Here is a 26,121-nt window from a genome sequence, read left to right as displayed (position 1 = left end):
TGTCTTTCTCTCCGTTTAGGCCGACGGGGCCGCTTCTTGCCTACTGATTACTTGGTGCGCAGAACTTCGACGCCGGGCAGGGGCTTGCCCTCCATCCATTCAAGGAACGCGCCTCCGGCGGTCGAGACATAGGTGAAATCACCGGCCACATGGGCCTGGTTGAGCGCGGCAACCGTGTCGCCGCCGCCGGCGATCGAGATCAGCTTCTTCGCCTTGGTGCGCTCGGCGGCGTGCTTGGCGGCCGCGACGGTGCCGCGGTCGAATGGCTGCATCTCGAAGGCGCCGAGCGGTCCGTTCCAGACCAGCGTCGCCGCATCGTCGATCGCGGCGTGCACGCGCGCGACCGATTGCGGGCCGACGTCGAGGATCATGCCGTCGGCCGGGATCGCGTCGAGCCCATAGGCATGCGAGGGCGCATTGGCGGCGAAATGATAGGCAACGGTGGCATCGACGGGGAGGATGATGGCGCAGTTGGCGGCTTCCGCCTTCTCCATGATGCGCAGCGCGGTGGCAGCGAGATCCTTCTCGGCCAGCGACTTGCCGACCGCGACGCCCTGGGCGTGCAGGAAGGTGTTGGCCATGCCGCCGCCGATCACGAGCGCGTCGACCTTGCTGACGAGGTTTTCCAAGAGGTCGATCTTGGTCGAGACCTTGGCGCCGCCGATGATGGCGATGACGGGCTTGGTCGGCGAGCCCAGCGCCTTCTCCAGCGCGACGAGCTCGGCCTGCATGGTGCGGCCGGCATAGGCCGGCAGCTTGTGGCCGAGACCCTCGGTCGTGGCGTGGGCGCGGTGCGCCGCCGAGAACGCGTCATTGACCCAGATGTCGCCGAGCTTTGCCAGCTCCGCGACGAAGGCGGGGTCGTTCTTTTCCTCTTCCTTGTGGAAGCGGGTGTTTTCGAGACAGAGAATGTCGCCGTCGTTCAGCGCGGCCACGGCTTTGGCCGCGGGCTCGCCGATGCAGTCGTCGGCGAAGGCGACGGGCTTCTTCACGACCTTCGACAAGGCCTCGGCCACGGGCCTGAGTGAGTCCTTGGCGTCGCGTCCCTTGGGACGGCCGAAATGCGCGAGCAGGATGACCTTGGCCCCCTTGTCGGAGAGCTCCGTGATGGTCGGTGCAACGCGCTCGAGCCGCGTTGCGTCGGTGACGCGCCCGTTCTCCATGGGCACGTTGAGATCGACGCGCAGCAGCACGCGCTTGCCCTTCACGTCGACGTCGTCGAGGGTGCGGAATTTGTTGGTCATCTCTGGCTCTCTTGTCCCGGACGCTGCGCTAGCCGCGAAGCGGTGCGCTGCAGAACCGGGACCTATGCGGGGGACATGGGTCCCGGCTCTGCGGCGCACCGTGAAGACACGCTGCGCCGCGTCCGGGACACGAGAGTAACGCTTAGATCACCTTCGCCATCGCGACGGCGGTGTCCGCCATGCGGTTCGAAAAACCCCACTCATTGTCGTACCAGGACATCACGCGCACCAGCGTGCCGTTCTGCACCTTGGTCTGGTCCTCGTGGAAGGTCGAGGAGTGCGGGTCGTGGTTGAAGTCGATCGAGACGTTCGGCGCATTGGTGTAGCCGAGAATGCCCTTGAGCTGCTGCTCGCTGGCGCGCTTCATCGCCGCGTTGATTTCCTTGGCGTCGGTGGCGCGCTTGGCGACGATCTTGAGGTCGACCACCGAGACGTTCGGGGTCGGCACGCGGATCGCGACGCCGTCGAGCTTGCCCTTCAGCTCGGGCAGCACGAGGCCGATCGCCTTGGCCGCGCCGGTCGAGGTCGGGATCATCGACATCGCCGCCGCGCGGCCGCGGTAGAGATCCTTGTGCAGCGTGTCCAGCGTCGGCTGGTCGCCGGTATAGGCGTGGATCGTCGTCATGAAGCCGGTCTCGATGCCGACGAGGTCGTTCAGCACCTTGGCGACCGGCGCGAGGCAGTTGGTGGTGCAGCTTCCGTTGGAGACGACCAGGTGATCCCGGGTCAGCGTGTCGTGGTTGACGCCGTAGACGATGGTGGCGTCGGCGCCGTCGGCGGGCGCGGAGACCAGCACGCGCTTGGCGCCGGCGGTCAGGTGCGCGGAGGCCTTCTCCTTCGCGGTGAAGATGCCGGTGCATTCCAGCGCGATGTCGACGCCGAGATCCTTCCAGGGCAGCTTCGAGGGATCGCGCTCGGCGGTCACCTTGATCTTGCCGTTGCCGAGGCTGATCGAGTCGCCATCGACCGTGACGGTGCCGGGGAAGCGGCCATGGACGGAGTCATAACGAAGCAGATGGGCGTTGGTCTCGACCGGACCGAGATCGTTGATGCCGACGACCTCGATATCCTTGCGGCCGGACTCGGCGATAGCGCGCAGCACGTTGCGGCCGATGCGACCAAAACCGTTAATTCCGACGCGGACTGCCATGTTTCGTCTCCTTATGACCGTTCAATGACGTCTTCAATAACCCTATCGCCCCGCACAACGCGCCTTGGTGCGCCTGCGAGGGTTCTTTAGGGCGGACGCCCGGTTCGGCCGGGCGGTGCTTGATCATATGAGGAGTTACGTAGTCCTTTTTTTTGGCAAGCTCAACTCTCAGGAAACGCGCTTCAGCACAGCGTTAACCGCAGCCTCGGCGGTAATGCCGAAATGCTTGAAAAGGTCCTTTGCCGGGCCGCTTTCGCCGAAGGAATGCATGCCGACAAATTCACCATCCTGGCCGATCACGGCATCCCAGCCCCAGCGCACCGCGGCCTCGATCGCGACCTTCACCGGCGCGTTGCCGATGATGGCAGCGCGCTTGGCTTCTGGTTGCGCTAACAACAGCTCGAGCGAGGGCACCGAGACCACCCGTGACGCGATGCCGCGCTCGGCGAGCTGCTTCTGGGCGGCAACCGCGATCTCGACCTCGGAGCCGGAGGCGAACAGCGTCGCCTTGGCTTCGCCCTCGGCTGCAACCAGCTCGTAGGCGCCGGCCGCGCAGGGATTGTCGTTCGGCGCATTGGTGCGGAGCTGCGGCAGGTTCTGCCGCGTCAGCGCCAGCACGGTCGGACCGTCGATGCGGTTCAGCGCCAGCTCCCAGCACTCGGCGACCTCGATGGCATCGCAGGGGCGGAACACGCGCATGTTGGGGATGGCGCGGAGCGCTGAGAGATGCTCGACCGGCTGGTGGGTCGGACCGTCTTCGCCGAGGCCGATCGAGTCATGCGTCATCACGTAGACGACGCCGGCGCCCATCAGCGCGGCAAGGCGCATCGCGGGCCGCGCATAGTCGGTGAACACCAGGAAGGTCGCGCCGTTCGGGGCGAAGCCGCCGTGCAGGAAGATGCCGTTCAGCGCCGCGCACATGCCATGCTCGCGGATGCCGTAATGGATGAAGCGGCCCTTCGGCGTCTTGGCGGAGAAGGCGGTCGCCGACTTCGCCTTGTTGTTGTTGGAGCCGGTGAGGTCGGCTGAGCCCGCCAAAAACTCCATCGGCATCGCGCCGGCAATGACTTCGATCACCGCCTCCGACGACTTGCGTGTCGCGGCCGTCATCGGCTTTTCCAAGAGCTCCTTCTTGTAGGCGCGCACCGCTTTGGCGAGCGCGGCCGGACGCTCATGGCGCAGGCGGCGCTCGAACTCGGCGCGCTTGCGGCTGCCGAGCTCATTGAGCCGTGCTTCCCATTCCTGCCGTGCGGATGCGCCGCGGCTGCCGGCTGCGCGCCAGGCCTTGAGCACATCCTCGGGCACCGCGAACGGCTCGAGCGCGATGCCGAGATTTTCCTTGGCCGCCTTGAGCTCGTCGGCGCCGAGCGCCTCGCCATGCGCCTTCGCGGTGCCGGCCTTGTGCGGCGCGCCGAAGCCGATGGTGGTGCGGCAGGCGATCAGCGTCGGCTTGTTCGACTTCTGCGCGCGCGTGATCGCTGCGGCGATCGCAGCCTGGTCGTGGCCGTCGATCTTCTCGGCAGCCCAGCCGCACGCCTTGAAGCGCTTCACCTGGTCGACGGAATCGGAGATCGAGGTCGGACCGTCGATCGAGATGCCGTTGTCGTCGTAGAGCACGATCATCTTGTTGAGCTTCCAGTGCCCGGCCATCGCGATCGCTTCCTGCGACACGCCTTCCATCAGGTCGCCGTCGGAGGCGAGCACATAGGTGTGGTGGTCGACGATCTTCTTGCCGAACTCGGCGGCCAGCATCTTCTCGGCGAGCGCCATGCCGACCGCGGTCGAGATGCCCTGGCCGAGCGGGCCGGTGGTGGTCTCGATGCCCTTGGTGCGGAAGTTCTCCGGGTGTCCCGGCGTCAGCGAGTCGACCTGGCGGAACTGCTTGATCTGGTCCAGCGTCATTTCGGAATTGCCGGTGAGATACAGCAGCGAATAGAGCAGCATCGAGCCGTGGCCGGCCGAGAGCACGAAGCGGTCGCGATCGGGCCAGGCCGGCGCTGAGGCATCGAATTTCAGGAATTGCGTGAACAGCACCGTGGCCATGTCGGCGGCACCCATGGGCAGGCCGGGGTGGCCCGATTTCGCCTTCTCGACGGCGTCCATCGAGAGGCCGCGGATCGCGTTGGCCATACGGGTGTGGTCGACTTGCGTCATGTCTGAAATCCGTCTGAAATGAAGCGCTTGGCTCTGATCGAGCCGCGTGGGAGGAGCCTGGGGGCCACTGAAGGTCCGGGCTGGGATAGCACCTCGGTTCCGGGAGTCCAAGGCAATCAAACGCCGGTTTGGCCGTAAAAGTTGCCTCCAATACGCGCCCGAAAAGCAACGGCCGATTGTCCGACGCGATCGTGCCTGCACGGAACCGGCAGGCGGTCTGCTTCCGATTGATCGGTGCATAGTTTCGCGGCGGCGTTGCGCTTGGCTAGCTTGCCACGTAAATTTCTGCTTCTAACCGTTTGCCGAACCGAGTCTTTTGCCGGACGGCAGGTCCCAAGGTAAAGGCCACAGGCTCCGCCGCTGACTGCATGAACGATCGCGTGTCCAACAGCTCTGCCATGACGGAGTCGTCCGCCGTCGAGATCGAGATCGCGACCCGCAGGCTGACGGCGGCGCTCGACGCGCTCGAAAGCGCGGTGGAACGGCGGCGCGATGCCGATCGCGACGAGAACGAGCTCGCTGCGCGCATTCAGGCACTGGGCGCCGACCGCTCGCGTTTAGCCGATGAGCTCGACGGCGCGCTGGTGAAGGCGCGCAAGCTCGAGCGCACCAATCGCGAGATCTCCGACCGGCTGGATTCCGCGATCGTCACGATCCGCTCGGTGCTCGATACCGGAGAGGACGGATGAGCCACATCAACGTCACCATCAACGGCCGGCAATACCGCATGGCCTGCGAGGAGGGCCAGGAGGTGCGGCTCTTGAAGCTCGCCGAGAGCCTGGAGACCCGGATCGAGTCGCTGCGTGGAAAATTCGGCGAGATCGGCGATGCGCGCCTCACCGTCATGGCGGCGCTGACCGTCTGCGACGAACTGGTCGACGCCGGCAACCGCATCCGCACCCTGGAGCAGGAATTGACCGAGCTCAGGGATTTCCGCAATGCCGCCGTCGAGCGCGCCCGGATGACGCAGACGGCGGTGGTGAATGCGCTGAATGCCGCGGCCGAGCGTATCGAGAAATCGACCCAGGTCCTGAACCGGACCGTCGGCAACGGCATCGCGATCGGGTAATTTTCTCCCTCCCCCGCTTGCGGGGGAGGGTCGGGGAGAGGGTGTCTCCTCAACGGGACAATCCCCCAGAGGAAAGAACCCTCACCCGCCGCGCTTCGCGCGCCGACCTCTCCCGCAAGCGGGAGAGGTGAGTAACTGCCACCCGGGCTGGCGGTTCGTCAGTATCGTTGTTACATTGCCCGAGCGAGGCTGCGACGCGCGTCAGGAGCCATATATCCCCGGGGCCTTATCGATCCTTTAGGGAACTGTCCCTGGCCGGGCCCGTGGGCCCGGACATATGGTGCCCACCTACTTTCGTAGGGAACTCCGGGATCGAGTGCTTCAACGGCGTCCGCGGCTTCGCACTGTTGTCTACTTGGTTTGTGCTTGTTGAAACCGACTGCGGCCAGTTCAACAGGTGTCATGCCCCGGCTTGACCGGGCATCCAGTACGCCGCGGCCTTTGTGTGAAACACGACCGCCTCTGGAATACTGGATCACCCGCCTTCGCGGGTGATGACCTTGGGGGACCAACGCGCATGTCCAATTCGAAAGCCGAGCTCCGCGCCAAAGCCCTCGCCAAGCGCGATGCGCTGAGCGAGAAGAAGCGCGCCGACGCCGCCGCCGAGCTCGCCGAGCGCGGGCTGCCGTTCGATCTTCTGCCCGGCAGCATCGTCTCCGGCTACGCGCCGATCCGCAGCGAGATCGATCCGATGCCGCTGCTGAAGAACCTCGCGGAGGAGGGCGCGAAGCTGGCGCTGCCTTGCGTCACCGCGCGCGGCCAGGCGCTGATCTTCCGCATCTTTCATCCGAACGATCGCCTGATGCTTGGTCCGCTCGGCATCCCCGAGCCGTCGCCGGCGGCCGCCGAAGTCATTCCCGACATCATGCTGACGCCGCTTGCGGCGTTCGACCGTCTCGGCCATCGCATCGGCTATGGCGCGGGGCATTACGATTTCACCTTCGCGCATCTGCGCAAGGTCAAGCACATCGTCGGCATTGGGCTCGCTTTCGCGGCGCAGGAGATCGAGGCGGTTCCGGCACTATCCCACGACGTGGCGCTGGATTATGTGCTAACGGAATCGGACGTGTTCGATTTCCGGAGTTCTGAAGTTGCGCATTCTGTTCGTGGGTGATGTCGTCGGCCGTAGCGGGCGCGAGGCCATCGCCGAATATCTGCCCGGCATGGTCAAGGACTGGTCGCTCGATTTCGTCGTCGTCAATGGCGAGAATTCGGCCGGCGGCTTCGGCATCACGGAAGCGATCTACCAGGAGTTCATCGAGGCCGGCGCCGACGCGGTGACGCTCGGCAATCATTCCTGGGACCAGCGCGAAGCCCTGGTGTTCATCGAGCGCGCCGACCGCCTGGTGCGTCCCGCAAACTATCCGCGCGGCACGCCCGGCCGCGGTGCTGCCTTGGTCGAGACCAAAAACGGCAAGCACGCGCTCGTCGTCAACGCGCTCGGCCGCGTCTTCATGACCCCGTTCGACGATCCCTTCGCGGCGCTTGAGCGCGAGTTAGGGGCCTGCCCGCTCGGCGTTGCCGCCGACGCCATCGTCGTCGATTTTCATTGCGAGGCGACCAGCGAGAAGCAGGGCATCGGCTTCTTCTGCGACGGCCGCGCCAGCCTCGTCGTCGGCACGCATACGCATGTGCCGACCGCCGACCACCAGATACTGTCCGGCGGCACCGCCTACATGACCGACGCCGGCATGACCGGCGATTACGACTCCATCATCGGTATGCAGAAGGAAGAGCCGCTGCGAAGGTTCACCTCGGGGATTCCGTCCGGCCGCTTCGAGCCGGCCGCGGGCACAGCGACGCTCAGTGGCGTCGCAGTGGAGACGGACGACGCGACCGGGCTCGCGCTGCGCATCGCGCCGGTGCGTGTGGGCGGCCGGCTGGAGCCGGCGACGCCGAAGTTCTGGTTGAGCTGAATTTTCGCCGGGCGCTAACGGTGCGCTCTCGCCCCCTGTAGGAGAGGCTGGCTCGGTGCGTTCGCCTCGCCGCCATCTCGCTGCTGATCGAGGCCGAAGGCTGCCACGAGGCTGCCGCGGTTGGGCAAGCGGTGCGATTCCGGTACTAGTCTTCTCAATCGCGACGTCCGTGCCATGATCGCGAGCACCACGGCGATCTCGGAACGACGATGCAATAGCGAGCAAAGTTTCTTGTCGAGCCCCTTAGATCGGGAAGAAGAGCCCCGCCGCCCTGCATCCGGCGGCGCCCTCGACGATGGATGGAGAACCTCGCCCGGACGGACGGCAGGTCCAGCTCGATAATAATGCTAGTTTTGATCGCGCTGCTGGCCCTCGAACCAGCAGCCAACGGCTCCAGGAGGTATTACCGGGCATGGAGACCGGTCCCTAGTGCCTGCTGGTAGGTGCGGAACGGCAGCGGCTAAGCCCTCAAGCGGTTTGAGGCCCGGTTCTTGGCGGCTGGTGCTCTCGGACGATCGAATTTCGTTGGATGGGGCCGTTTCGGATCGACATCTTGGCGCGAGTCGACTACCGCAAGCGCTTCGCACCTTCACGTAACATTAGGAACTTTACAGGAAGCTCGGCGATTCTTATGATTGCCTTGCAAGGGGAGAAGCTCATGACCAATGAACTTAAGGAACTGATTGAGCGGGCTCGCCAAATTGAAATGTCGCCGGCCGAGCTCGGTGAGCAGCGCCGCAGCTTCGCCTACGGCAACACCCAGATCGAGAACGAGTTGATCACCCGCGAGATGATCGCTAGCCTCGACAAGAAGCTGCATCAGGGCGAGTAGTCGCACCGTGACCGATGATCGGCACAGCGTTGCCGAAACCGCTTCACTCCTGAAAGACCCAAACGAGATCGCACTGCGCGAGGCCGAAAACGGCATTCGTCAGTTCGATCTCGCGGTCGAAATGATACGGTCCTTTGTCAAGGACAAGGAGCGGCCGTTTCGGCTACGCGCAAACCTAATCTTGCAATTGCACCAAGCCGCGCTTGACGGCATCCATCCGCTGGCCGGAACGTGGCGCAATACGAAGGTCTCAATCGGTAAGAGCAAGCACGTTCCGCCGGAGGCCGCATTCGTCTCTGACGAGATCCAGGATATGTGCGAGTACGTGAATAGCAATTGGACAAGGAATGCCGACCACCTGGGCGCCTATGTGCTCTGGAAGCTGAACTGGATTCATCCGTTTGCGGATGGCAATGGCCGCACTGCGCGCACCGTTTCTTATGTCGTGATGAGCGCTAAACTCGATAGCCTCTTGCCAGGCGCGCCAACTATTCCGGAGCAGATTTCCGCCAATAAGGCGCCTTACTACGCCGCGCTTGAAAAGGCCGATGAGCATTACAAAGAAGGTAAGATCGACGTCAGCGAGTTGGAGGACATGCTCAATGCGATGCTTGCCAAGCAGCTGCTGAGCGCCGCGAAGCAGGCCAGCGGCGAAGTCCCGCCCCCGGAGACGCGCAACTATCACTGATCACTACAAGGGCGACGAGCCGCGACGTTTTGGGGCGGCAACGGCAACGCGATAACTGCAGCCTTGCGATCACTCCGCCGTCTGCTCCCTTAGCTCCGCCACGTCCTTCGCCGTCAGCTTCGAGCCCTTCGCACCGAACCGTGCCGTGACGTAGTTCGCCACTGCCGCGATCTCGTCGTCCGTATACGCCTTGCCGAGCGCCGGCATCGACAGCGCACCATCTGGCGTATGCCGCTTCGTGCCCGAGATCACGATCTGCGCGACGTTGGTGGCGGCTGGGTGGTTGACGACCCAGATGCCCGTGAGCGTCGCCATCGGCGACACCGGGCTTTCGCCGCTCCAACCGTGGCAGCTGGCGCTGGCGAACATTTTCTTGCCGCGCGCGTCGGCCGTCACGCCGTCCTTGTGCGAGGCGGGCGCGACCGGGGCTGTCGTCGCCGGCAGGTCGGGCGAGGGCTGCGGCGGCACGCTGCGCAAATACGAGGAGCGGATGTCCTCTGGCGCGAACTGGCTAAAACTGTGGTCGACCGCTTCACCATCGGACCCGAGGCCGAGCCGTGGCCGGGCGCATGGCCGAGCGACAGATACGAGATCAGATCCTCGTTGCGTCAAATGCCAAGGCTAGTCGCCTTGCCATTGTTCATTTTTGCAAACCATATTCAGCCATCCTTGCGGCATGTGTCTCCGGATCAAGTATCTCGTAGGCTCGCACCATCATGTTCAGAAAATCTCGCACGTCGTTGAAGTAATTCCGGAATGCGGATTTCATTTCTTCGACGTTTCTGGCGCCCACTAAAACAATATTGTCATCCGGAAATTCTTTCTCAAGTTCGAGAAGCCGGGACGATGCCTCCAATTCCAGATCAAATTGGTAGAGTTTGAATCCCTCCCTTTTGGAGGCGCGTAAGATGATATGGTCCGCTTCTATGTGATCACCGACCCAATCGTTAATGACTAGGTTTACCAGCATGTCCATAACGCCGATTTCGCGATTTAATGTCTCAAATTCTGCGTACAACTCCTTATTGCTCTTATCGGGAAATAAGCGTGGTGGGATACCTTCAATTGCTCTCGCCAACATTTCACTCGATAGGCGAAACAGTTCGATGTAACGCCTGTCGCCACGATCAAATTTCGGCTGGTTCTCAGTTACCTCGGTCACAACCTCGACTGCGGTTGCCCATGCATGCTGAACATTGGTGCGGTACTGAATCTCAATAAGGAGCCCGTCGCACTTCGGATTCCCCTTCTTAGACTTGGACTTATGTTCGTAGATGTCATGGATGCCGCGGTAGCCGCGATCCGAAGGGCTTTCTATGTAGTCGTACTTACTTTTCTCGTTTTTGCGAATGTGTTTGATTTTCGCGTGATGGAGCTTGGAACGAAATTCGTGGAGCGCTTTGATATCTGGAAATATCAGTCGGCAGCCAGCAACGTCATCCATGCGAGCAAGCTGCATTCCGTCATGGCGGGACAGCTTGTCTATAATCGTTGAGCGGCGCTTCAATCGCTGCGCCACCTGCACATCCAAGTTCTTGGCTCTGGCTCGCAAGAGTGACTGAAACGAGTTGATCACATCACGATGGGACATCCTCCACGATTCCAGGATATCCGACTGGCCCGGGCCTAGCTTCCCCGCACGCAACGCGTCGCCGGCGCGATTGATCGCGCCCTTCGATCCCCAGTGGGGTAAATCCGTCTTGTTAGCCATAGCTGCCAGCGCCGCCTCGATGGACCCACTTTCGGTCCACTGCCGGAAGGCATCCGGTGGGACGCCTTCCCCGTGTGGAAAGCGTCTTATAAACCTATGATCATGTGCAGTCACAGAGATAACTCTCCTCCAAGCGAGGGTAAGAGCAGAGCACTACTCCGCTGTCTGCACCCGCAACTCCGCCAAGTCCTTCGCCGTCAGCTTCGAGCCCTTCGTCCCGAACCGCGCCCTGACATAGTTCGCCACCGCTGCGATCTCGTCGTCGGTATACGCATTCCCGAACGCCAGCATCGACAGCGCGCTGTCGGGCGTATGCCGCTTGCCGCCCGAGATCTCGATCTGCGCGACGTTGGTGGCGGCGGGATGGTTGACCGCCTAGGTGCCGGTCAGCGTCGCCATCGGCGAGACCGGGCTCCCGCTCCAGCCATGGCAGCTGGCGCAGGCGGTGGCGAACGCTTTTTTGCCGCGTGCGTCGGCCGTAAGGCCTTCCTTGTCCGAGGGTGCGAGCGGTCGTGGTGGCGGCAAATCGACGAGGGCTGCGGCGGCACGTTGCTTATGTCTTCGGGCGCGACGATGTCGCCTGGGTTGGCAGCGCGACTGTCTCGTCCGACCCGCGGGGGGTCGAAGGAGGGAATACCCTCACTTCGGAATACTAGTAGTATGCCCCTGTTTTGCCCGACGGGTCAACTGATGCAGCAGACGTGTCGAAGTCTGGCGAGATGATATTCGACTCGCTCTCAACCGGAGGAGCGGCGCTTTCGGCCGCAGTCCATTTCAGGTTCAAATCCGTCCCGCTCTAAGCCGTTGATTGCGCACGTCCCGGCTACTGTGCATGGGGTTGTTTTCAAGCTTTTCGATTCAAGGGCCGCAGGAGCGGCCCTCAGCTCTGCCGAAAGCCCATCCGGAAGGCGCCCCAGTGCTTGCCGCGGATCACGATCGGCGAGGATAAATCTTTCATCAGCACGAACTGTCCGCCGCCCATGTCGCGGCGATAGGTTTGCAGCAGGAACGGTTTTGTGTTGGCCGCGACCTTCTTCACCGCGCGGTCGGTGAACAGGCGGCGGTTGCGGCAATTGGCGTTGTTCCAGACCGGGTCCTTGCCCTGCGGCAGGCGGTAGTTCGGATTGTGGGTCGGCAGGTACCCGCCCCTGGCCCAGGCGACGCAGAACACGATGCGCGGATCGGATTTCTGGATCGGGTCCTGGATCGCGGGCAACACGCGGTCAGTGAACTCGACGTAGCTGGTGAGGTATTGCTTCGGATCGGTGCCGGGAATCTCGCGGTAGTTCTCGTCCATGAGCTGGTCGAGCGTGATCTCGCCGCGATCGATCGCAGCTTCGAACTCGGCCGAGATCCGCTTCGCCGTCTCAATGACGACACGGATCAGCGGCGCATCGGACGTCTCGACGCCGCTATCGGCGATCAGCGCGATCAGGCCTTCGGAGGTGTCGAGCAGTTTCGCCACGCGCTGATCGGCGTTCTTGAGATCGCGCGAGGAGAGGTCGACGCCCTTGGCAAGCTCGTTGAGCTCGCTGATGACGGTGTCGCAGTGGCCGAGATTGGAGGTCGCCGCGCGCGTGACGCTGCCGATCTCCGCCTCGACCGAGGCAAAGCCCTGCTGGACGCGGGAGATGATGCCGGAGATCGCTTGCGCGCCTTCGCCGGCGGTCTTGGCGCGCTGCGAGGCGTCGCTGCTCTCGCCGATCAGGCCTTCGATCTGGCCGTCGAGATCGCGCACGGTGTCGGCGATCTGGTGCGTGGCCTGGCGGGTGGCCTCGGCGAGGTTCTTCACCTCGCTCGCGACCACCGCGAAGCCGCGGCCGGCATTGCCGGCGCGCGCCGCTTCGATGGTGGCGTTCAGCGCCAGCAGGTTTGTCTGTTTCGCGATCGCCTCGATCGAACCGGACACCTTTGCCACTTGCGCCAGCGCGGAGCCGACGGCGCTGAGGCGCGCCTCGATCCGCTCCACGGCCGCGACGAGCTCGGAGATGTGGCTGACCGCGGCATCGACCGCGCTGCGCGACTGCGCGATCTCGCCGACCGCCGCTGAGGTCGTCGTCTGCACCGCCTGCGATGCATTGGCGATGGCATGGTTGGCCGAGACCATCGTCTCGGCCGTCTTCTGGAGGTGGTGGAACCGATCCGACTGGTTCGTGACGCGGTGTGCGACTTCCTGGACGTTGCCGGCAATGTCGGCGAGCTCGACGCCGAGGCCGCCGATGCGGTCGGCAAGCTGGTCGATCAGCCGTTCGGCGAGGGTCCGGTTCGATCCGGTATCCATGACTGCAAGTTGCGCAAGGGACATGTACGGGCTTTCTCCAGTCAGAGCCGTCGATCGGCTCTCCGCGGCATTCCCATTCCAGTTTCGACCTTAGAGGATGATTCGCGCCCGGCGTCTTGCCCAAGAGTGCACGAGGGCGCGTGCACTACAGTTTGTAAGCGGTGCGGAATCCACCCCAGTGCCGGCCCTGGACGCGGATCGGGACGTCGATCTCCCGCATCATCACCGTATTGCCGTTGCCCATGTCGCGCGCATAGCTCTGGATCAGGTACGAGCGCAGGTTGTGCGCGGCGGCCAGCCCCGCCGGATCGTTGAAGATTCGCCGGTTGCGGCTGTTGGCGGTGTTCCAGGCGACGTCGCCCGGCCGCTGCGGATGCGAATAGATCTTGTTGTGCACCGGCAAAAAGCCGTTGCGGTCGACCATGGCGCAGAACGCCATGCGCGGCTCCTTGGCGAGAAAAGCCTCCTGGAACGGCGGCAGTGCACGATCGGCCCAGTCGAGATATCTGGTGCGATATTGCTGCGGATTGGTGCCGGCGATCTCGGCATAGTCGGTGTCGAAGAGGTCGTCGATCTTGACCTCGCCGCGCGCAACCGCCTGCTCGAAGATCCTCGTCAGCGCATTGCCCGCCTCCATCGCACGGGTGACGAACTCGGTGTTCTCTTCGTGGATCGACCAGAGCTTGTCCTCGATCTTCTCGGTCAGCTCGGCATTGGGGACGACGAATTGCGCGCGGGCGCCGGCCTTGGACTGCTCGACCACGCGCAGGCGGCAAGCGCCGACGTCCTCAAGCGTGCCCTCGACGATCGCCTGCGGCGCCAGCCGGCTCGCGTCGGCGCCGCCGATCAGCACGCCGTCCATCGCGATCTCATAGACCGGCATCATGCCGCGTGCGGTTTCGAATTTGAGATGGCAGGGCAGCCGCTCGGTCTTGCGGCGGTCGTTATGCTCGCTCTGCTTGAGCAGCACCGCGCAGCGCGATTTCAGCTTCCGGGCGAAAGTGGTGACGGCCTTGCCGGCGCTGGCGACGTTCTCGCCATGGGTCTCGGCCGCCTTGGTCGCGGCGTCGATCTCGGCCGCGCTCTCTCCGACCGAGATGATGAACTCCGATGCGCTCGCGGCATTGCCGGAGACCTCGCTGGTGGTGGCGTTCTGCTCGGCGACGGCGCCGTTGACGGTGTCGAACACCGGGCGGATCGCCTCGATCGCCTGCGAGATGCGGTGCACGGCATCGGCGGAGCCGGCCGCGTCGCGCTGTAGTGCGTCAATCTTCTTGGAGATCTCTTCCGTGGCGCCCTGCGTCTGCACCGCAAGCGCCTTCACCTCGGTGGCGACGACCGCAAAGCCTCGTCCCGCAGCGCCTGCGCGCGCGGCCTCGATGGTCGAGTTGAGCGCGAGCAGCGTCGTCTGGCGCGCGATCTGCGCGATCAGGTTGACCACGTTGCTGATCGCCGCGGAGGACTCGCGCAGGCGGTCGACATTGGCGCGGGCCTCCTGCGCCGCGGCGCTGGCCTCGTCGGCGAGCTTGCCGGCCTCGCGCACCTGCGCGCCGATCCCTTGCGCGGACTGGGTGAACTTGTCGGCGGCGTGGGCGAAGGTGGACGCGTTCGACTGGGCGGCATTGGTCCGGCCGGTCAGGGCGTCGGTGCGCTCGCGGATGGCGGCCAGCGTCGTGGCGGTCGCCTCGGCGCCGCCAGCCACCGAATTGGCGGCCCGCTCGAGCTGGCGGATCATCGCCCCGAGCTCGAGTTCCAGCAGTTCCAGGATTTCCCGGGCCGAATCGCCATCCGTGGCCGGAGCGGGTTCGGAATGGGCCGGCGGCTGCGCAGCAGCCGGCCCCACCGCTGGCGCAGCCATGTCCGGCAGACGCTTCCGAAATAGTCCGAACGCCATCAGCTCTCTCTTGTCGGGGGATGGGCGGACGCTATTTTCGCAAGTCGGAATGAAATCAGGGTTAACGGTGCCTGCCATCCAGGCATGGGCCACTACGGTGGTACCTTAAATCCGCGGAGCCCCTTTCTTTCCGGTGGGCAGCCGGCCTATAACGCCGCGCTTCCCACGCTCATCTTAGGCGCACGATTCCTCAAGAGACCACGCATGGCCGGACATTCCCAATTCAAGAACATCATGCACCGCAAGGGGCGGCAGGATGCGCAGAAGTCGAAGCTGTTCGGCAAGCTGGCGCGGGAAATCACCGTCGCGGCCAAGCTCGGCACGCCGGACCCCGCCATGAACCCGCGCCTGCGCGCCGCCGTGATCGCCGCGCGCCAGGAGAACATGCCGAAGGACAATATCGAGCGCGCCATCAAGAAGGCGCTCGGCAGCGACGGCGAGAACTATGACGAGATCCGCTATGAGGGTTACGGCCCGGGCGGCGTCGCCGTCATCGTCGAGGCGCTGACCGACAACCGCAACCGCGCCGCCTCCGACATCCGCTCCTTCTTCACCAAGTCCGGCGGCAATCTCGGCGAAACCGGCTCGGTCTCGTTCATGTTCGACCGCACCGGCATCATCGAATACGACCGCAGCGTCGCCGATGACGACGCCGTGCTGGATGCCGCGATCGAGGCCGGCGCCGACGACGTGGTTTCCAGCGAAAGTGGCCACGAGATCTACGCCTCGACCGAAAGCTATCGCGACGTCGCCAAGGCGCTGGAAGCCAAGTTCGGCGAGCCGCGCAAGGCCGCGCTGATCTGGAAGCCGCAGAACACGGTCGCCGTCGACGACGAGACCGGCGAGAAGCTGCTGAAGCTGATGGACCTGCTCAACGAGCACGATGACGTCCAGAACGTCTACGCCAATTTCGAGGTGTCGGACGCGCTGATGGCGAAGATGGGCGGCTAGAGGCAGCGATCGCCTTTCCTGGGGGACTTCTGTTCTGTTTCTGTTTCGCTATCATGGGCCAACCGCTATCACTGGCCCATGAGCGCGCTTCCGATTCGCCAACCCGTTCGCATCATCGGCATCGACCCCGGCCTGCGCCGCACCGGCTGGGGGGTGATCGAGGCCGAGGGCAACCGCTTGATCTACGTCGCCTGCGGTTCGGTGGAACCGCCGGACGATCTGCCGCTGTCGGGCCGCCTGCTCGCGATCCATGAAGGGCTGGCTGCTGCTCTGTCCGGTCACCAGCCGACGGAAGCCGCCGTCGAGCAAACGTTCGTGAACAAGGACGGCGTTGCCACGCTGAAACTCGGCCAGGCCCGCGGCGTCGCCATGCTGGCGCCCGCAATGTTCGGCATCTCTGTCGCCGAATACGCGCCGAACCAGGTCAAGAAGACCGTGGTCGGGGCCGGCCATGCCGACAAGCAGCAGATCGCGATGATGCTGAAGATTTTGCTGCCGAAAGCCGAGCCGCCGTCGGCCGATGCCGCCGACGCGCTCGCCATCGCGATCACCCACGCCCATCACCGCCAGAGCACCGCGCTCAGGCTGAAGGTGGCGGGACTCTAATGCGCATTGTGAGGCACATATGAGCCGCATGCTTGGTGCGCTCCCTCCCCCCTTGTGGGGGAGGGTCGGGGAGAGGGGTAGCCTCGGCGGCGGTGTCGCCGTCGCCGACAAGCTGGGCACGCCATCCTCGCGCCTTCGAGAGAATCCCCGTGTGGCACCCCCCTCCCTGACCCTCCCCCACAAGGGGGGAGGGAACGGACAGACCTTGCCGTGCGTCCTGCAAGCAGTGGCCGCGCAGCGATGATCGGCAAGCTCAAAGGCCTGATCGATTCCTACGGCGAGGATTTTGTGATTCTCGACGTCGGCGGCGTTGGTTACCAGGTTCATTGCTCGTCGCGCACCTTGCAACATCTGCCCAAGCCGGGCGAGGCGGCCGTGCTGTCGATCGAGACCTATGTCCGTGAGGACCAGATCAAACTGTTCGGCTTCCGCACCGACCAGGAGCGCGAATGGTTTCGCCTGCTCCAGACCGTGCAGGGCGTCGGCGCAAAAGTTGCGCTCGCGGTGCTCGGCACACTGTCGCCGGCCGATCTCGCCAATGCGATTGCGCTGCGCGACAAGGCCGCGGTGGCGCGCACGCCCGGCGTCGGGCCCAAGGTCGCCGAGCGCATCGTCACCGAACTGAAGGACAAGGCGCCGGCCTTTGCCAATGTCGATCCGGCCGTGGTGCATCTCGCCGGCGCCGTCGACGACCAGCGCGCGCCGCGGCCCGTTGCGGATGCGATCTCCGCGCTGGTCAATCTCGGCTATGGCCAACCGCAGGCGGCTGCGGCGATTGCGTCGGCTTCGCGCAGTGCAGGTGAAGGCGCTGAAACGGCGCAGCTCATTCGCCTCGGCCTGAAGGAACTGGCGAAGTGAGCGACGGTCAGCGCCTCTCCGCGTCGGATCAAGGTGCAGCATGGCTGCAGTTGCAGCGACTCGGTCGCATGTTCGTCCTCATTCTCCTCGGAACTCTCGTTGCCGGATATCTTGCAATGCTGGCGTTTTCAGCGTCCGGTTGCTTTCTGAGCCAGGTCGTTCGATGCTTCTCGATCTCGCGCGACCTGATCGGGTTCAGTTGGTTCGCTCTGAAAGCGTTGTCCTTGCCCACGGTTATTGCAGCAGTGTTGGTTACAATCATTCTGCAAATCCGCGGCTTCCTCGTCTGGTGGAACATTCTTTCTGCTAGCTTTATTTCGGCTTTAGCGACTGGCCTGATTAGTCGAGTGTCGTTTCTTTCGGGTGACGTGTTCTTCATTTTTGTGTTGGGTTTGATCCTTTTTGCGGGGGCTCAAGCATCTCTTCTGATCCGCAATCGGCTCGACAGATCTTCGATATGAACACACCCTCCCGCATGGTCTCGCCCGAGCGCCGCAGCGACGATGTCGGGGACACTGCGCTGCGTCCGCAATCGCTGTCCGACTTCGTCGGCCAGCAGCAGGCGCGCAAGAATCTCTCGATCTTCATCGAGGCGGCGCGCAAGCGCGGCGAGGCGCTGGATCACGTGCTGTTCGTCGGCCCACCCGGCCTCGGCAAGACCACGCTGGCGCAGATCGTGGCGAAAGAGCTCGGCGTCGGCTTTCGCGCCACGTCGGGGCCTGTCATCGCCAAGGCCGGCGATCTCGCTGCGCTGCTGACCAATCTCGAAGAGCGCGACGTGCTCTTCATCGACGAAATCCATCGCCTCAGCCCCGCGGTAGAAGAAGTGCTCTATCCCGCGATGGAGGATTTTCAGCTCGACCTCATCATCGGCGAGGGCCCGGCGGCACGCTCAGTGAAGATCGAGCTGTCGAAATTCACTCTCGTCGGCGCCACCACGCGCGCCGGCCTGCTCACCAATCCCTTGCGCGACCGCTTCGGCATTCCGGTGCGGCTGAATTTCTACACGATCGAGGAATTGGAGAGCATCGTCACGCGCGGCGCGCGCGTGCTCAATGTCGGCATGAGCGCTGATGGCGCCAACGAGATCGCGCGCCGTGCCCGCGGCACGCCGCGGATCGCCGGCCGCCTGCTCCGCCGCGTGCGCGATTTCGCCTCCGCCGCCGATGCCGCCTCGATCGACCGCAAGATTGCCGACCACGCGCTGAGCGCACTCGAGGTCGACGCCGCGGGCCTCGATGCGATGGACCGGCGCTACCTCACAACCATCGCGCAGAACTACGGCGGCGGCCCGGTCGGCGTTGAGACGATGGCGGCCGCGTTGTCCGAGCCGCGCGACGCGATCGAGGACATCATCGAGCCTTATCTGATCCAGTGCGGTTATCTCCAGCGCACCCCGCGCGGCCGGCTGCTCACCTCGCACGCCTTCCACCATCTCGGCATCACCGAGCCCTCGCGCGATGCGGCAGCGCAATTCGGTCTGTTCGGCACGGACGAAAGCGACGACTGATTGCGTTGGCGCAACAGGCCCGGTTGTCATGAACTTCTGGTAACCCTTTGTGCAGGCGCCTGCACGCGAATGCAGACGGTCTGCACCAACGGACCCCAATTCCGCTTCAATCGGATCGCATCAAAACGCCGCATCAGAACCGGGCTTCCATGATCACACGTCGTCACCTCATCCGCTCCATCGGCGGTCTTTCCGCCCTCGGCATCTCGACCGCCGCCTATGGGGTCGGCGTCGAGCCGATGCGGCTCCGCGTCACCCGCTACCATCCGACCCCGCGGCAATGGCCGGCGGATTTCCGGCTGAAGATCGCGGCGATCGCCGACATCCATGCCTGCGATCCCTGGATGTCGCTGGAGCGGATCGAGGCGATCGTCGACCGTACCAACGCACTGAACGCCGACCTCATCGTGCTGCTCGGCGACTACGTCGCTGGCGTTCACCAGGTCGCGCGCATCATTCCATCGAGCGAATGGGCCAGGGTGCTGGCCGGCCTCAAGGCGCCGCTCGGCGTCCATGCCGTCATGGGCAATCACGATTATTGGGATGACCGGACCGTGCAGCGGGCCGGGCATGGGCCGACCATCGCGCATCGCGCGCTGGAGGCGGCCGGCATTCCGGTCTACGAGAACGACGTCGTGCGTCTCACCAAGGACGCCCGCTCGTTCTGGCTCGCCGGCCTCGGCGATCAGCTCGCCTTTGCGCCGGCGCAGCGCTTCCGCAGCACGGCGCGCTTCGGTGCCGACGATCTCGCGGGCACGCTGGCAAAAGTCACTGACGATGCGCCGGTCATCCTGCTCGCGCATGAGCCCAACATCGCCTGGCGTGTGCCGGCGCGGGTCGCGCTGCAATTGTCCGGCCACACCCATGGCGGCCAGGTCCGCCTGCTCGGCTGGTCGCCCGCCATTCGGGGCCCGAATAGCGGGCAGCTCGCCTATGGTCATGTCAGGTTGAAATGCGACGTCATCATCTCCGGCGGCCTTGGTTGCAGCATCATGCCGGTCCGTGTCGGCGTGCCGCCCGAGATCGTCGAGGTGACGCTGGGACGGGCCGCCCCGGTTGTGTCCTAACACGCTTGCGCGGCGGGCAGTTTTTGCGCAAAACGGGCCGGTAGCAAAAGCAAGAGGCCCGCGACGTGACTGCCCATCTCGACGGCGAGATCCGCGACGGCCGCCACCACATGCAGGTCCGCGTCTATTACGAGGACACGGATTTCTCTGACTGGACGGTGTCGTAACAGGCAGTGCTGATCGTGCCTGATTTCTCACGATCTTCTGAGAAGAGTTTCATGCTGAAAAGGGCCGCGGCGTTCAGGTACGGTGTGTATTCGTAGGGCATCCGCTTGCGTACGGGATGCACTATAATGCAGTCGACCAAGTTACGGAAAGCGATGCGAGTTTCGATCGCCTTCGGATTTGTCTTGAGACCGGTGACCAGTCTCTTAGCTTCCGAACGGTATCGGTCACCGAACTTCGGGTGGTCGAACGGGATCACGTTTTCGCCGCCACTGCCGAGCAAGCGCAAGCGTTCCTCGACAGTTTCCCGTTCCACGTCGCATTCATCTATCTGCTTGATCAACTCATCCGGTTTGCGACGGCTGTTTGCGATCGCATATGACAAGCGTTCGATCTCGGCATTCAGCACACGGCGCCGACGCTCCAGGTTAGAGCGTTCGCTGTCCTTTCGCTGATCGCTCTTCCGCTCCTCCTTCCAGGCACGCATCGCCTCTTCAACGGCTTTCGGTGAAAGCAATCTTACTTCCATTTTTTCGGCAACATCCTTCAGTAGAACGTCCATATCAAAGCTGCGGGTATGCTCGCAGGTGCCTCGCTGATGCGCGTTGGCGCACGCGGCACGCGGCCCTCCATTCCGGGAGGATTGAGAGATTCGCATACGGCCGTTGCACACACCGCACCGAAGGACTCCCGCAAGCGGGTGCTCGTTGTTGCGCGGGACCACAGGTCGGCGCCGCGGCTTGCCGGACGGCCCGAACATATGGATAGCGCGTTCATTGCGAACCTTCTGCGCGCTATCCCAGAGCGCTTGCGGAATAATCCGCAGCTCGGCGTTTTTTACGATGATGTGGCGTTCTTCGGGATTGCGGCGCTTCTGCTTCTTCTGCGTTTCCGGATTGAGAATTGTTGAGCGAACATTCCAATGTATCTCGCCGATATACAGCTCGTTGCCGATAATGCCGCGACCATGGCGACCGCCAGTGATGCACTGATGATTCCAGGTGGTGCGACCAGCCTTGTTCTTGTGACGGGTAGCCCCAGGCGAGGGTACGCCTTCGCGGGTAAGATCGGCGGCGATATCTCGCGTTGAACGGCCTGCCGTATACTCGATGAAGATACGGCGCACGATCTTTGCTTCGCTCTCATCGATGATCCGCTCGCCAGGCACGCCCGGCTTTGGCCGATAACCATACGCGTACGAGCCAGGAATTCTTCCGTTGTTGACGGCGTTATCATGCCCACGCCGAACCTTGTCAGCAAGCTGGGGCTTGTAGATCGTATTGTAGAGGCTTGCGATGCTGATGTCAGTTGCGGTCGCATAAACGCCTTTCTGATCCATCAATTCAACGCGGTTGAACTCAAACACCTGCTTGAGACGCTGGATGGTGGCGGGATCGCGCGACAGGCGGTCGAAATGCTCGACGATGATCACGTCAAAGTCTTGGCTCCGTACACCTTTGAGCAATCGCTGATAGCCATCGCGCGTATCCTCGGTAAGGCCAGACTTTGCGGCGTCGACAAATTCACCGACGATATCTAGGTCATTGCGTGCGGCGACCTTCCGGCAGAGTAATAGCTGACCGTCAATCGAGGTCGCTTTTTGCATGTCGCTCGAATAGCGGGCGTATATCACGGCCCTCTTTTTTGGTGACGCTATCGCCATCCCGTTCCCCTATCCGCTGCTCCAAACCGCCTATTTCATCCCGCGCAAGCTGCCGTCCGATGGCACGCGCCAGCTCAAGCCAAACTTCCTCATTGTCGGGATTGTCCCAACTTTGAGGGTGGGAAGGATCAAGCGGTCGGATGATCGCCTTTTGGCCCCGAGACAATCGCATTCGGGTACGCATCACAGCAAAGCCTTCAGAAGCTAGCGTAAATTTCTTTCTTGCGCTACCGGCAGGTCGCAGGGATCGCGTGCGGCGTTAGCGTCCTCCAATCGAAGATTCGATCGAAGCTCCTCTGTGATTTTAAGTGGCTCGCCAGATCTAGACCGCCCTTCAGCGGCAGCTTCACTCGGCAAGCGCCGTGACCGGACAAGCATCACGACAAAGCTACAAATCACTTTTGCTTTTGAACCGCACATGAAAGTCTCGATCTGCGATGGCGAGTCCGTTCATGTTGACTGCTGCGGTAGCGAATGAAAATGAAACTTTTCAAATGTCGGGCGCCAGCGTGTTGCTGCGAAGATGATCGTGGGCGGGCGGGAATTTGCTAAACAAAGGAGGGTAGATTCGGCGGTGGGATCGCGGCTCGAGCCCAGCCACAGCCTGGGGTAGCGTAATGAACACGTTCCGGCTCCCGGCTGAAATCATTGGGGATACTCAATGTCGAGGAACTCAAGAAAAGCTCAACGTCGACGGAAATGTCCGGGCCGGTTAAGGTCTGCACCCAGCCTGCGCCGCCTAGCACTCCCGGTGCTCTGATCCGCAATTGAGTCGGCAGCCGGGAGCATTGGGGCTGGAGAGCGATCCGTGTCGGAACGGGGTGTTCTACTGTGAGAACAGCGGAGAGATTTGAGCACCAATTTTTTGGTTAGTCCGAGATGGCCGCAGTGGGGCTGGACCGCGCTGCGGCTTTTCCGTGGGAAAACGACCTCGATCGGTCGCGACTTGCCCGTGATTTCCCAGTTCCTCGCCCGCATCCGCGATGGCGGTCAGTCGATCGAGGCCAGCGTCGGCGACCCGCCCGTCACCATACAGCGCCATTTCCTTTGCAGGATCGCCGGTTACCTCTCCGGCGTGAAGCGCAATGACGTTCTCAGCAGGTTTGGAGATCCCGCAGCTGCCCACGAACTAGCCGCCCCGCTCGTCGACGCGCCTGCCGATCTCGGCCGAGAAGACCATGGAAACCCTCACCGAGATTGTATTCACCCAAATCGGTTTCATGCCCACACGGTCGCGCCGCAATGAGATGGTACCTCTCAAGAAGGAATTCTGGGAGTTGAACAACTTCCGGACGGTCCAATACGTTCAGACGGCTGAGCAGAAGGCAGCCCTGGAACAGTATCGTGCCGTCTCAGCGGCGAGGCAGCCGACTACAACGACCTAGTGCGGTGAAACCGAAGCCGCTGTTGGGCGGGACTGCAAGGATTCGGCGTACGCATGACACGCCATGCATGAAAGATTTGAGTTACTAAATCTCAGATTGCGAATATCCCTAGTCAGAGTCAATTAGTTCCGGTCATGCTTTGCCGGTGCACCCCTGGACCTTTCATTCGCGTTTAGAGTCGGGGAAAGATGTCAGACCCCGCATTTTCGATTTGCAGCTCTGTATTGCCAGCTGGAACGAAGGACGGACCGATCGGATTCGTCTAGGCAGGAGCACTCTCGATGCTGATGTTCAAGGAAGGCGGCCTACTATCCGGAGCCGGCGCGGCTGGGCAATCTCCGTGCTGCAGGAAGCCGGAGCGACCTGCGAGTGCGAGGAGCATGGCTGGATAAAGGACAGGGTAGATCCTCTTGCGCGGGAGCGTGCCATCGCTGTCGCCCGAGAGGATCCCCCACCAGGTGTCGCTCCCGACCAGGCTCTTGCCGAAACTCACGACGTGCTCGATTCAATCGGTGATACCTGTCCAGACTATGCGCCTCAATGTCTGAAAATGCCTGTATATGCCGGGTTAGTCGAGCGCCTACGCTGATTTCCTTTGAGTCCTCGCCGCTGGCTTCTTTGCCGTCCCTGCCTTAGCTGGCTTCTTGCCCGCGATCGGTAACAGCATCTCCTTCTGACCGGAGGTCCTCTTCGGCTTTTTTTGTCTTCGATGTCTTGGCGGCTTGCTCCTGGCCGACGCTTTGGCGGAGCGCTTCCATCAGATCGACGACATTGCCGGCGACCCCTTTGCGTGGGGGGCCATATACGCAGGACTCCGGCTAAGGCGCCTTGGATTCGAGATGATCCGCTGCATGGTTAAAGTTGAGCCCGGTTGATCTCGGCTTTAATGACGCCATGCCATCATCTAATATCAGTGAGGCGGACTTGCTGGTCGAGGCGACGATGCCGCCATAATCACGCGCACAGGAGAAGATGCATGGGCGCTAGTCCCTTTCTTCGAGAAGTCACAACGCGGCCGCTAGCAACGCTATTCAGCGTGATTTGCGTGATCCTGTTTGTCCTCCAGATGCGCGGTATGAAAATCGATGGATATGGCATCAGCTTGTTGGCAATGGCTGCTCTGCCATGGAGCTTGAAAGCGCTTGAAGTAGTCGCTGATGCCGTCGGACAGGCTCTCGTGCGTGCCAACATCAAATCCTTTCAAATCGCAGGCGTAAAAGTAGAGCAAATCGAAAGGAAACTCGATGAACAAAGGCGCATGCTTGACGATTTGATCCTATATTCGATGGCATTTCACATCTACGACAAGCTTAAGTACCTGCACTTGGGAGCTCTGGACGCGCACGGCAAGTACGCGGAGTACAGATATGTCGACGACGAACCGTCCATCCATGATCTTCGCTATTTGCGAGATCATGGATATCTAGAGCATTTTCAAATCTCTGATCTTGTTCCGGGGGAAAATTTGGTCGGCAAGCTGAAGGTCACCGAGATGGGCCAGCGGTTCGTCAACCTCAAGGAAGGCCGGGGAATACAAATCGATGACCCCGCCACAAAGCGATAAGCCGCAGGGGCATGTCGCTCGGCCGCTCCCCATATCTCGGCGGCACCGATGTTGGTCGCCGGTCCTTCAGTCTGAGGTCAAACGTGGGTTCGCGGGCTGAAATACGGCGACGGTACTTCGGCAGCGAAAAGGTCTGCGGGCAAGGCGCTAATTGCTGTCGCTCGAATCAAAACTCGCACCAATCGGAGGGGCGATCCGGATCACATTGACTGACCGTCGCCTTCTTGCAGACCTTGACCGATGTAATCGGATGTATTTCCCAGAGTGAGGAGCGTTTCGGTTGTCCAGCGAGCGGATTATTTGCGTCGCCGTTCGTCACATGCATGTTATCGCGTTGAGGAGGCCTGCCTCAGCCGACGTAGCCCGATGAGCGAAGCGACATTTGGATGAACGCCCTGAACGCAAGTAGTGGAAGAGAACGTTCGAAATTTTCGGTAGCATTGTGCTGATCGCATGTTTATGCTCCGAGGTGGCGACGCCGCGATGCGGTTCGGTGGCCTGATCGTGTGCATCCGGGAGTCCATTATGGCTGACGTTGAGATCATAGACGATCCCGAGGACGAACACTCGGAGTCGGAGGAAGAACTGGACCATGAAATCGACGCGCATCTTGACGCGCCAGCCCGCGAGCAGCGCCTGGCGTTGAGGGCAGCTGCCGACCACGTTGTTCAGCAGTATGCCAATGACCCCAATTTCGATCCGCCACGGATGCCGCGCGAAGGGGTGATGATCAACAACGCTTTCGTGCACATCGAAGTCAACGAGGCCGATCCACAACAGCGGGAGCACATGCGAGACCTACGCGAGCAGATCGGGGAACTGCAGCAGCAGGTGCGAGCGGTCCAGGGACGACCAGCAGCGGCGGAAAATATCACTTTGAAGTACGTCTTGGCCACGTGTGCGATCGCGAGCGGAATCAGCGCCGTCTTATCCATCATCTTCAGTATCAAGGACCACGTCAGCGGTCCCAAGGCGAGAGCTGCCGCAGCAGCCGCCAACCCCGAGACCGACGCCGCCGCGCTGGCGAAAGCCTGGTTGAAGGACTCGGAGCAGTCATTCTGGGACAATCTCGCCAATTTCTTCGAGACCTATCGACCGCGGTCATTCCAAGAGCAGTTAATGTTCATGCAGCTCACGCTTGATATCGCAAATTCCATCCCCGTCGCGCCATGGACGTGGAAATCGCCGGGCGACAAGCTCGCTGCGGTCGTCACCCTGGTGAAAAAAATCGAGTCCGACGGGTTAGGCGCCGCCTACCGCATCTTGCCGACGATCGTCTATTTGCCCGAGAACCGTCCCTACACCCGGGCCATTGGCGCGGAGCTGATGTCGCTCGCGCTCACCCAATGGTTCGTCGCGAATGCGTAAGCTGGCTCTCATCAAAATCGGTTAGCGAGCGCCTTCGGAGAGCGA

Annotated in this window: 25 protein-coding genes, 1 other RNA gene and 3 pseudogenes; 18 read left to right on the top strand and 11 right to left on the bottom strand. The window is 62.5% G+C overall.

The window, feature by feature from the left end; translation table 11 throughout:
• Positions 1-47: 47 nt before the first annotated feature.
• The 3 genes from JJB99_RS32975 to tkt all read right to left on the bottom strand — a co-directional run bounded on the left by JJB99_RS32975 (position 48) and on the right by tkt (position 4,548).
• Positions 48-1,244 (bottom strand): phosphoglycerate kinase, encoded by a 1,197-nt coding sequence (locus tag JJB99_RS32975; RefSeq protein WP_200496278.1) that lies wholly within the window; start codon positions 1,242-1,244, stop codon positions 48-50.
• A gap of 142 nt (positions 1,245-1,386) precedes the next feature.
• Positions 1,387-2,394, bottom strand: a complete 1,008-nt coding sequence (gene gap, locus JJB99_RS32970) for a type I glyceraldehyde-3-phosphate dehydrogenase (RefSeq protein ID WP_200496277.1) — start codon at positions 2,392-2,394, stop codon at positions 1,387-1,389.
• 168 nt (positions 2,395-2,562) lie between these two features.
• The gene (gene tkt / locus JJB99_RS32965) at positions 2,563-4,548 is read right to left on the bottom strand and encodes a transketolase (protein WP_200496276.1); all 1,986 of its coding nucleotides are present in this window, start codon (positions 4,546-4,548) and stop codon (positions 2,563-2,565) included.
• A 368-nt stretch (positions 4,549-4,916) separates the two neighbouring features.
• Here tkt and JJB99_RS32960 point away from each other — a divergent pair, with 368 nt between their 5' ends.
• The 7 genes from JJB99_RS32960 to JJB99_RS32930 all read left to right on the top strand — a co-directional run bounded on the left by JJB99_RS32960 (position 4,917) and on the right by JJB99_RS32930 (position 9,053).
• Positions 4,917-5,237, top strand: coding sequence for a DUF4164 domain-containing protein (locus tag JJB99_RS32960; protein WP_014439722.1), 321 nt, complete (start codon positions 4,917-4,919; stop codon positions 5,235-5,237).
• Positions 5,234-5,617: a cell division protein ZapA gene (locus JJB99_RS32955; RefSeq protein ID WP_200496275.1), complete on the top strand. Its 384-nt coding sequence runs from the start codon at positions 5,234-5,236 to the stop codon at positions 5,615-5,617. The genes JJB99_RS32960 and JJB99_RS32955 overlap by 4 nt, the downstream gene beginning before the upstream one ends.
• Before the next feature lie 183 nt (positions 5,618-5,800).
• Positions 5,801-5,961, top strand: a non-coding RNA gene (ssrS, locus tag JJB99_RS32950) — 6S RNA.
• Positions 5,962-6,134: 173 nt separating this feature from the next.
• Positions 6,135-6,731, top strand: a complete 597-nt coding sequence (locus JJB99_RS32945; protein ID WP_200496274.1) for a 5-formyltetrahydrofolate cyclo-ligase — start codon at positions 6,135-6,137, stop codon at positions 6,729-6,731.
• The gene (locus tag JJB99_RS32940; RefSeq protein WP_200496273.1) at positions 6,709-7,533 is read left to right on the top strand and encodes a TIGR00282 family metallophosphoesterase; all 825 of its coding nucleotides are present in this window, start codon (positions 6,709-6,711) and stop codon (positions 7,531-7,533) included. Before JJB99_RS32945 ends, JJB99_RS32940 begins: the two co-directional genes overlap by 23 nt.
• Positions 7,534-8,191: 658 nt before the next feature.
• Entirely contained in the window at positions 8,192-8,365 is a 174-nt protein-coding gene (locus tag JJB99_RS32935) for a hypothetical protein (protein WP_200496272.1), read from the top strand.
• 7 nt (positions 8,366-8,372) lie between these two features.
• Entirely contained in the window at positions 8,373-9,053 is a 681-nt protein-coding gene (locus tag JJB99_RS32930) for a Fic family protein (RefSeq protein WP_200496271.1), read from the top strand.
• 69 nt (positions 9,054-9,122) lie between these two features.
• On the opposite strand, the pseudogene JJB99_RS32925 reads toward JJB99_RS32930, so the two are convergent.
• From JJB99_RS32925 to JJB99_RS32905, 6 genes and pseudogenes are all read right to left on the bottom strand, one after another.
• A pseudogene (locus tag JJB99_RS32925) lies at positions 9,123-9,697 on the bottom strand (c-type cytochrome); the annotation flags it as partial.
• A complete protein-coding gene (locus tag JJB99_RS32920) occupies positions 9,694-10,512 on the bottom strand; it encodes a RelA/SpoT domain-containing protein (protein ID WP_349629030.1) in 819 nt (272 codons plus the stop codon). The pseudogene JJB99_RS32925 and the gene JJB99_RS32920, both read right to left, overlap by 4 nt.
• 405 nt (positions 10,513-10,917) lie before the next feature.
• On the bottom strand, positions 10,918-11,055 hold the full coding sequence (locus JJB99_RS37075) for a c-type cytochrome (protein WP_246775088.1): 138 nt from the start codon (positions 11,053-11,055) through the stop codon (positions 10,918-10,920).
• A gap of 84 nt (positions 11,056-11,139) precedes the next feature.
• Positions 11,140-11,289 carry a c-type cytochrome gene (locus JJB99_RS37070; RefSeq protein WP_246775087.1) on the bottom strand — a complete coding sequence of 50 codons (150 nt, stop codon included), beginning with the start codon at positions 11,287-11,289 and terminating at the stop codon, positions 11,140-11,142.
• A 355-nt stretch (positions 11,290-11,644) separates the two neighbouring features.
• Positions 11,645-13,069, bottom strand: coding sequence for a methyl-accepting chemotaxis protein (locus JJB99_RS32910; RefSeq protein ID WP_200496269.1), 1,425 nt, complete (start codon positions 13,067-13,069; stop codon positions 11,645-11,647).
• A 121-nt stretch (positions 13,070-13,190) separates the two neighbouring features.
• Positions 13,191-14,939 carry a methyl-accepting chemotaxis protein gene (locus tag JJB99_RS32905; RefSeq protein ID WP_200496268.1) on the bottom strand — a complete coding sequence of 583 codons (1,749 nt, stop codon included), beginning with the start codon at positions 14,937-14,939 and terminating at the stop codon, positions 13,191-13,193.
• Between the two features lie 204 nt (positions 14,940-15,143).
• Here JJB99_RS32905 and JJB99_RS32900 point away from each other — a divergent pair, with 204 nt between their 5' ends.
• From JJB99_RS32900 to JJB99_RS32870, 7 genes and pseudogenes are all read left to right on the top strand, one after another.
• Positions 15,144-15,890: a YebC/PmpR family DNA-binding transcriptional regulator gene (locus tag JJB99_RS32900; RefSeq protein WP_200496267.1), complete on the top strand. Its 747-nt coding sequence runs from the start codon at positions 15,144-15,146 to the stop codon at positions 15,888-15,890.
• Positions 15,891-15,968: 78 nt separating this feature from the next.
• Complete coding sequence (ruvC, locus tag JJB99_RS32895) at positions 15,969-16,496, top strand: crossover junction endodeoxyribonuclease RuvC (protein WP_200496266.1); 528 nt, start codon at positions 15,969-15,971, stop codon at positions 16,494-16,496.
• 240 nt (positions 16,497-16,736) lie between these two features.
• A complete protein-coding gene (gene ruvA / locus JJB99_RS32890) occupies positions 16,737-17,354 on the top strand; it encodes a Holliday junction branch migration protein RuvA (RefSeq protein ID WP_200500414.1) in 618 nt (205 codons plus the stop codon).
• Complete coding sequence (locus JJB99_RS32885) at positions 17,351-17,815, top strand: hypothetical protein (RefSeq protein ID WP_200496265.1); 465 nt, start codon at positions 17,351-17,353, stop codon at positions 17,813-17,815. Before ruvA ends, JJB99_RS32885 begins: the two co-directional genes overlap by 4 nt.
• Positions 17,812-18,864, top strand: coding sequence for a Holliday junction branch migration DNA helicase RuvB (ruvB, locus tag JJB99_RS32880; protein ID WP_200496264.1), 1,053 nt, complete (start codon positions 17,812-17,814; stop codon positions 18,862-18,864). Before JJB99_RS32885 ends, ruvB begins: the two co-directional genes overlap by 4 nt.
• A 149-nt stretch (positions 18,865-19,013) precedes the next feature.
• On the top strand, positions 19,014-19,931 hold the full coding sequence (locus JJB99_RS32875) for a metallophosphoesterase (protein ID WP_200496263.1): 918 nt from the start codon (positions 19,014-19,016) through the stop codon (positions 19,929-19,931).
• Positions 19,932-19,996: 65 nt separating this feature from the next.
• A pseudogene (locus JJB99_RS32870) lies at positions 19,997-20,080 on the top strand (acyl-CoA thioester hydrolase); the annotation flags it as partial.
• Here the strand turns inward: JJB99_RS32870 and JJB99_RS32865 are convergent.
• Positions 20,059-21,759 (bottom strand): recombinase family protein, encoded by a 1,701-nt coding sequence (locus tag JJB99_RS32865; RefSeq protein WP_200496262.1) that lies wholly within the window; start codon positions 21,757-21,759, stop codon positions 20,059-20,061. The pseudogene JJB99_RS32870 and the gene JJB99_RS32865 overlap by 22 nt on opposite strands.
• Positions 21,760-22,609: 850 nt before the next feature.
• On the opposite strand from JJB99_RS32865, the gene JJB99_RS32860 reads away from it, so the two are divergent.
• Both JJB99_RS32860 and JJB99_RS36595 read left to right on the top strand, forming a co-directional pair.
• Entirely contained in the window at positions 22,610-23,005 is a 396-nt protein-coding gene (locus JJB99_RS32860; RefSeq protein ID WP_200496261.1) for a hypothetical protein, read from the top strand.
• A 395-nt stretch (positions 23,006-23,400) separates the two neighbouring features.
• Positions 23,401-23,733, top strand: coding sequence for a hypothetical protein (locus JJB99_RS36595; protein WP_246775351.1), 333 nt, complete (start codon positions 23,401-23,403; stop codon positions 23,731-23,733).
• Here the strand turns inward: JJB99_RS36595 and JJB99_RS36590 are convergent.
• Positions 23,725-23,932 (bottom strand): annotated as a pseudogene (locus JJB99_RS36590) (Ku protein); the annotation flags it as partial. The gene JJB99_RS36595 and the pseudogene JJB99_RS36590 sit on opposite strands and share 9 nt — an antisense overlap.
• 188 nt (positions 23,933-24,120) lie before the next feature.
• Between JJB99_RS36590 and JJB99_RS32855 the strand changes: the two are divergent.
• Both JJB99_RS32855 and JJB99_RS32850 read left to right on the top strand, forming a co-directional pair.
• Entirely contained in the window at positions 24,121-24,708 is a 588-nt protein-coding gene (locus JJB99_RS32855) for a hypothetical protein (RefSeq protein WP_200496260.1), read from the top strand.
• A gap of 525 nt (positions 24,709-25,233) precedes the next feature.
• A complete protein-coding gene (locus JJB99_RS32850; protein ID WP_200496259.1) occupies positions 25,234-26,076 on the top strand; it encodes a hypothetical protein in 843 nt (280 codons plus the stop codon).
• Positions 26,077-26,121 lie beyond the last annotated feature (45 nt).

Source organism: Bradyrhizobium diazoefficiens, assembly GCF_016616235.1.
GTDB classification, from domain to species: Bacteria; Pseudomonadota; Alphaproteobacteria; order Rhizobiales; family Xanthobacteraceae; genus Bradyrhizobium; species Bradyrhizobium diazoefficiens_H.
Note: the sequence above shows the minus strand (reverse complement) of the source record. Positions and strands in the feature narration are given on the sequence as shown.

Coding starts and splice junctions, on each gene's coding strand:
- JJB99_RS32875 (WP_200496263.1), top strand. CDS start 19,014: ATGATCACACGTCGTCACCTCATCCGCTCCATCGGCGGTCTTTCCGCC.
- JJB99_RS32850 (WP_200496259.1), top strand. CDS start 25,234: ATGGCTGACGTTGAGATCATAGACGATCCCGAGGACGAACACTCGGAG.
- JJB99_RS32905 (WP_200496268.1), bottom strand. CDS start 14,939: ATGGCGTTCGGACTATTTCGGAAGCGTCTGCCGGACATGGCTGCGCCA.
- JJB99_RS32900 (WP_200496267.1), top strand. CDS start 15,144: ATGGCCGGACATTCCCAATTCAAGAACATCATGCACCGCAAGGGGCGG.
- gap (WP_200496277.1), bottom strand. CDS start 2,394: ATGGCAGTCCGCGTCGGAATTAACGGTTTTGGTCGCATCGGCCGCAAC.
- ruvA (WP_200500414.1), top strand. CDS start 16,737: ATGATCGGCAAGCTCAAAGGCCTGATCGATTCCTACGGCGAGGATTTT.
- JJB99_RS32920 (WP_349629030.1), bottom strand. CDS start 10,512: ATGCAGCTTGCTCGCATGGATGACGTTGCTGGCTGCCGACTGATATTT.
- JJB99_RS32955 (WP_200496275.1), top strand. CDS start 5,234: ATGAGCCACATCAACGTCACCATCAACGGCCGGCAATACCGCATGGCC.
- JJB99_RS32935 (WP_200496272.1), top strand. CDS start 8,192: ATGACCAATGAACTTAAGGAACTGATTGAGCGGGCTCGCCAAATTGAA.
- ruvC (WP_200496266.1), top strand. CDS start 15,969: ATGAGCGCGCTTCCGATTCGCCAACCCGTTCGCATCATCGGCATCGAC.
- tkt (WP_200496276.1), bottom strand. CDS start 4,548: ATGACGCAAGTCGACCACACCCGTATGGCCAACGCGATCCGCGGCCTC.
- JJB99_RS32945 (WP_200496274.1), top strand. CDS start 6,135: ATGTCCAATTCGAAAGCCGAGCTCCGCGCCAAAGCCCTCGCCAAGCGC.
- JJB99_RS32910 (WP_200496269.1), bottom strand. CDS start 13,069: ATGTCCCTTGCGCAACTTGCAGTCATGGATACCGGATCGAACCGGACC.
- ruvB (WP_200496264.1), top strand. CDS start 17,812: ATGAACACACCCTCCCGCATGGTCTCGCCCGAGCGCCGCAGCGACGAT.
- JJB99_RS32865 (WP_200496262.1), bottom strand. CDS start 21,759: ATGGCGATAGCGTCACCAAAAAAGAGGGCCGTGATATACGCCCGCTAT.
- JJB99_RS32855 (WP_200496260.1), top strand. CDS start 24,121: ATGGGCGCTAGTCCCTTTCTTCGAGAAGTCACAACGCGGCCGCTAGCA.
- JJB99_RS37075 (WP_246775088.1), bottom strand. CDS start 11,055: ATGCTGGCGTTCGGGAATGCGTATACCGACGACGAGATCGCAGCGGTG.
- JJB99_RS32960 (WP_014439722.1), top strand. CDS start 4,917: ATGAACGATCGCGTGTCCAACAGCTCTGCCATGACGGAGTCGTCCGCC.
- JJB99_RS32975 (WP_200496278.1), bottom strand. CDS start 1,244: ATGACCAACAAATTCCGCACCCTCGACGACGTCGACGTGAAGGGCAAG.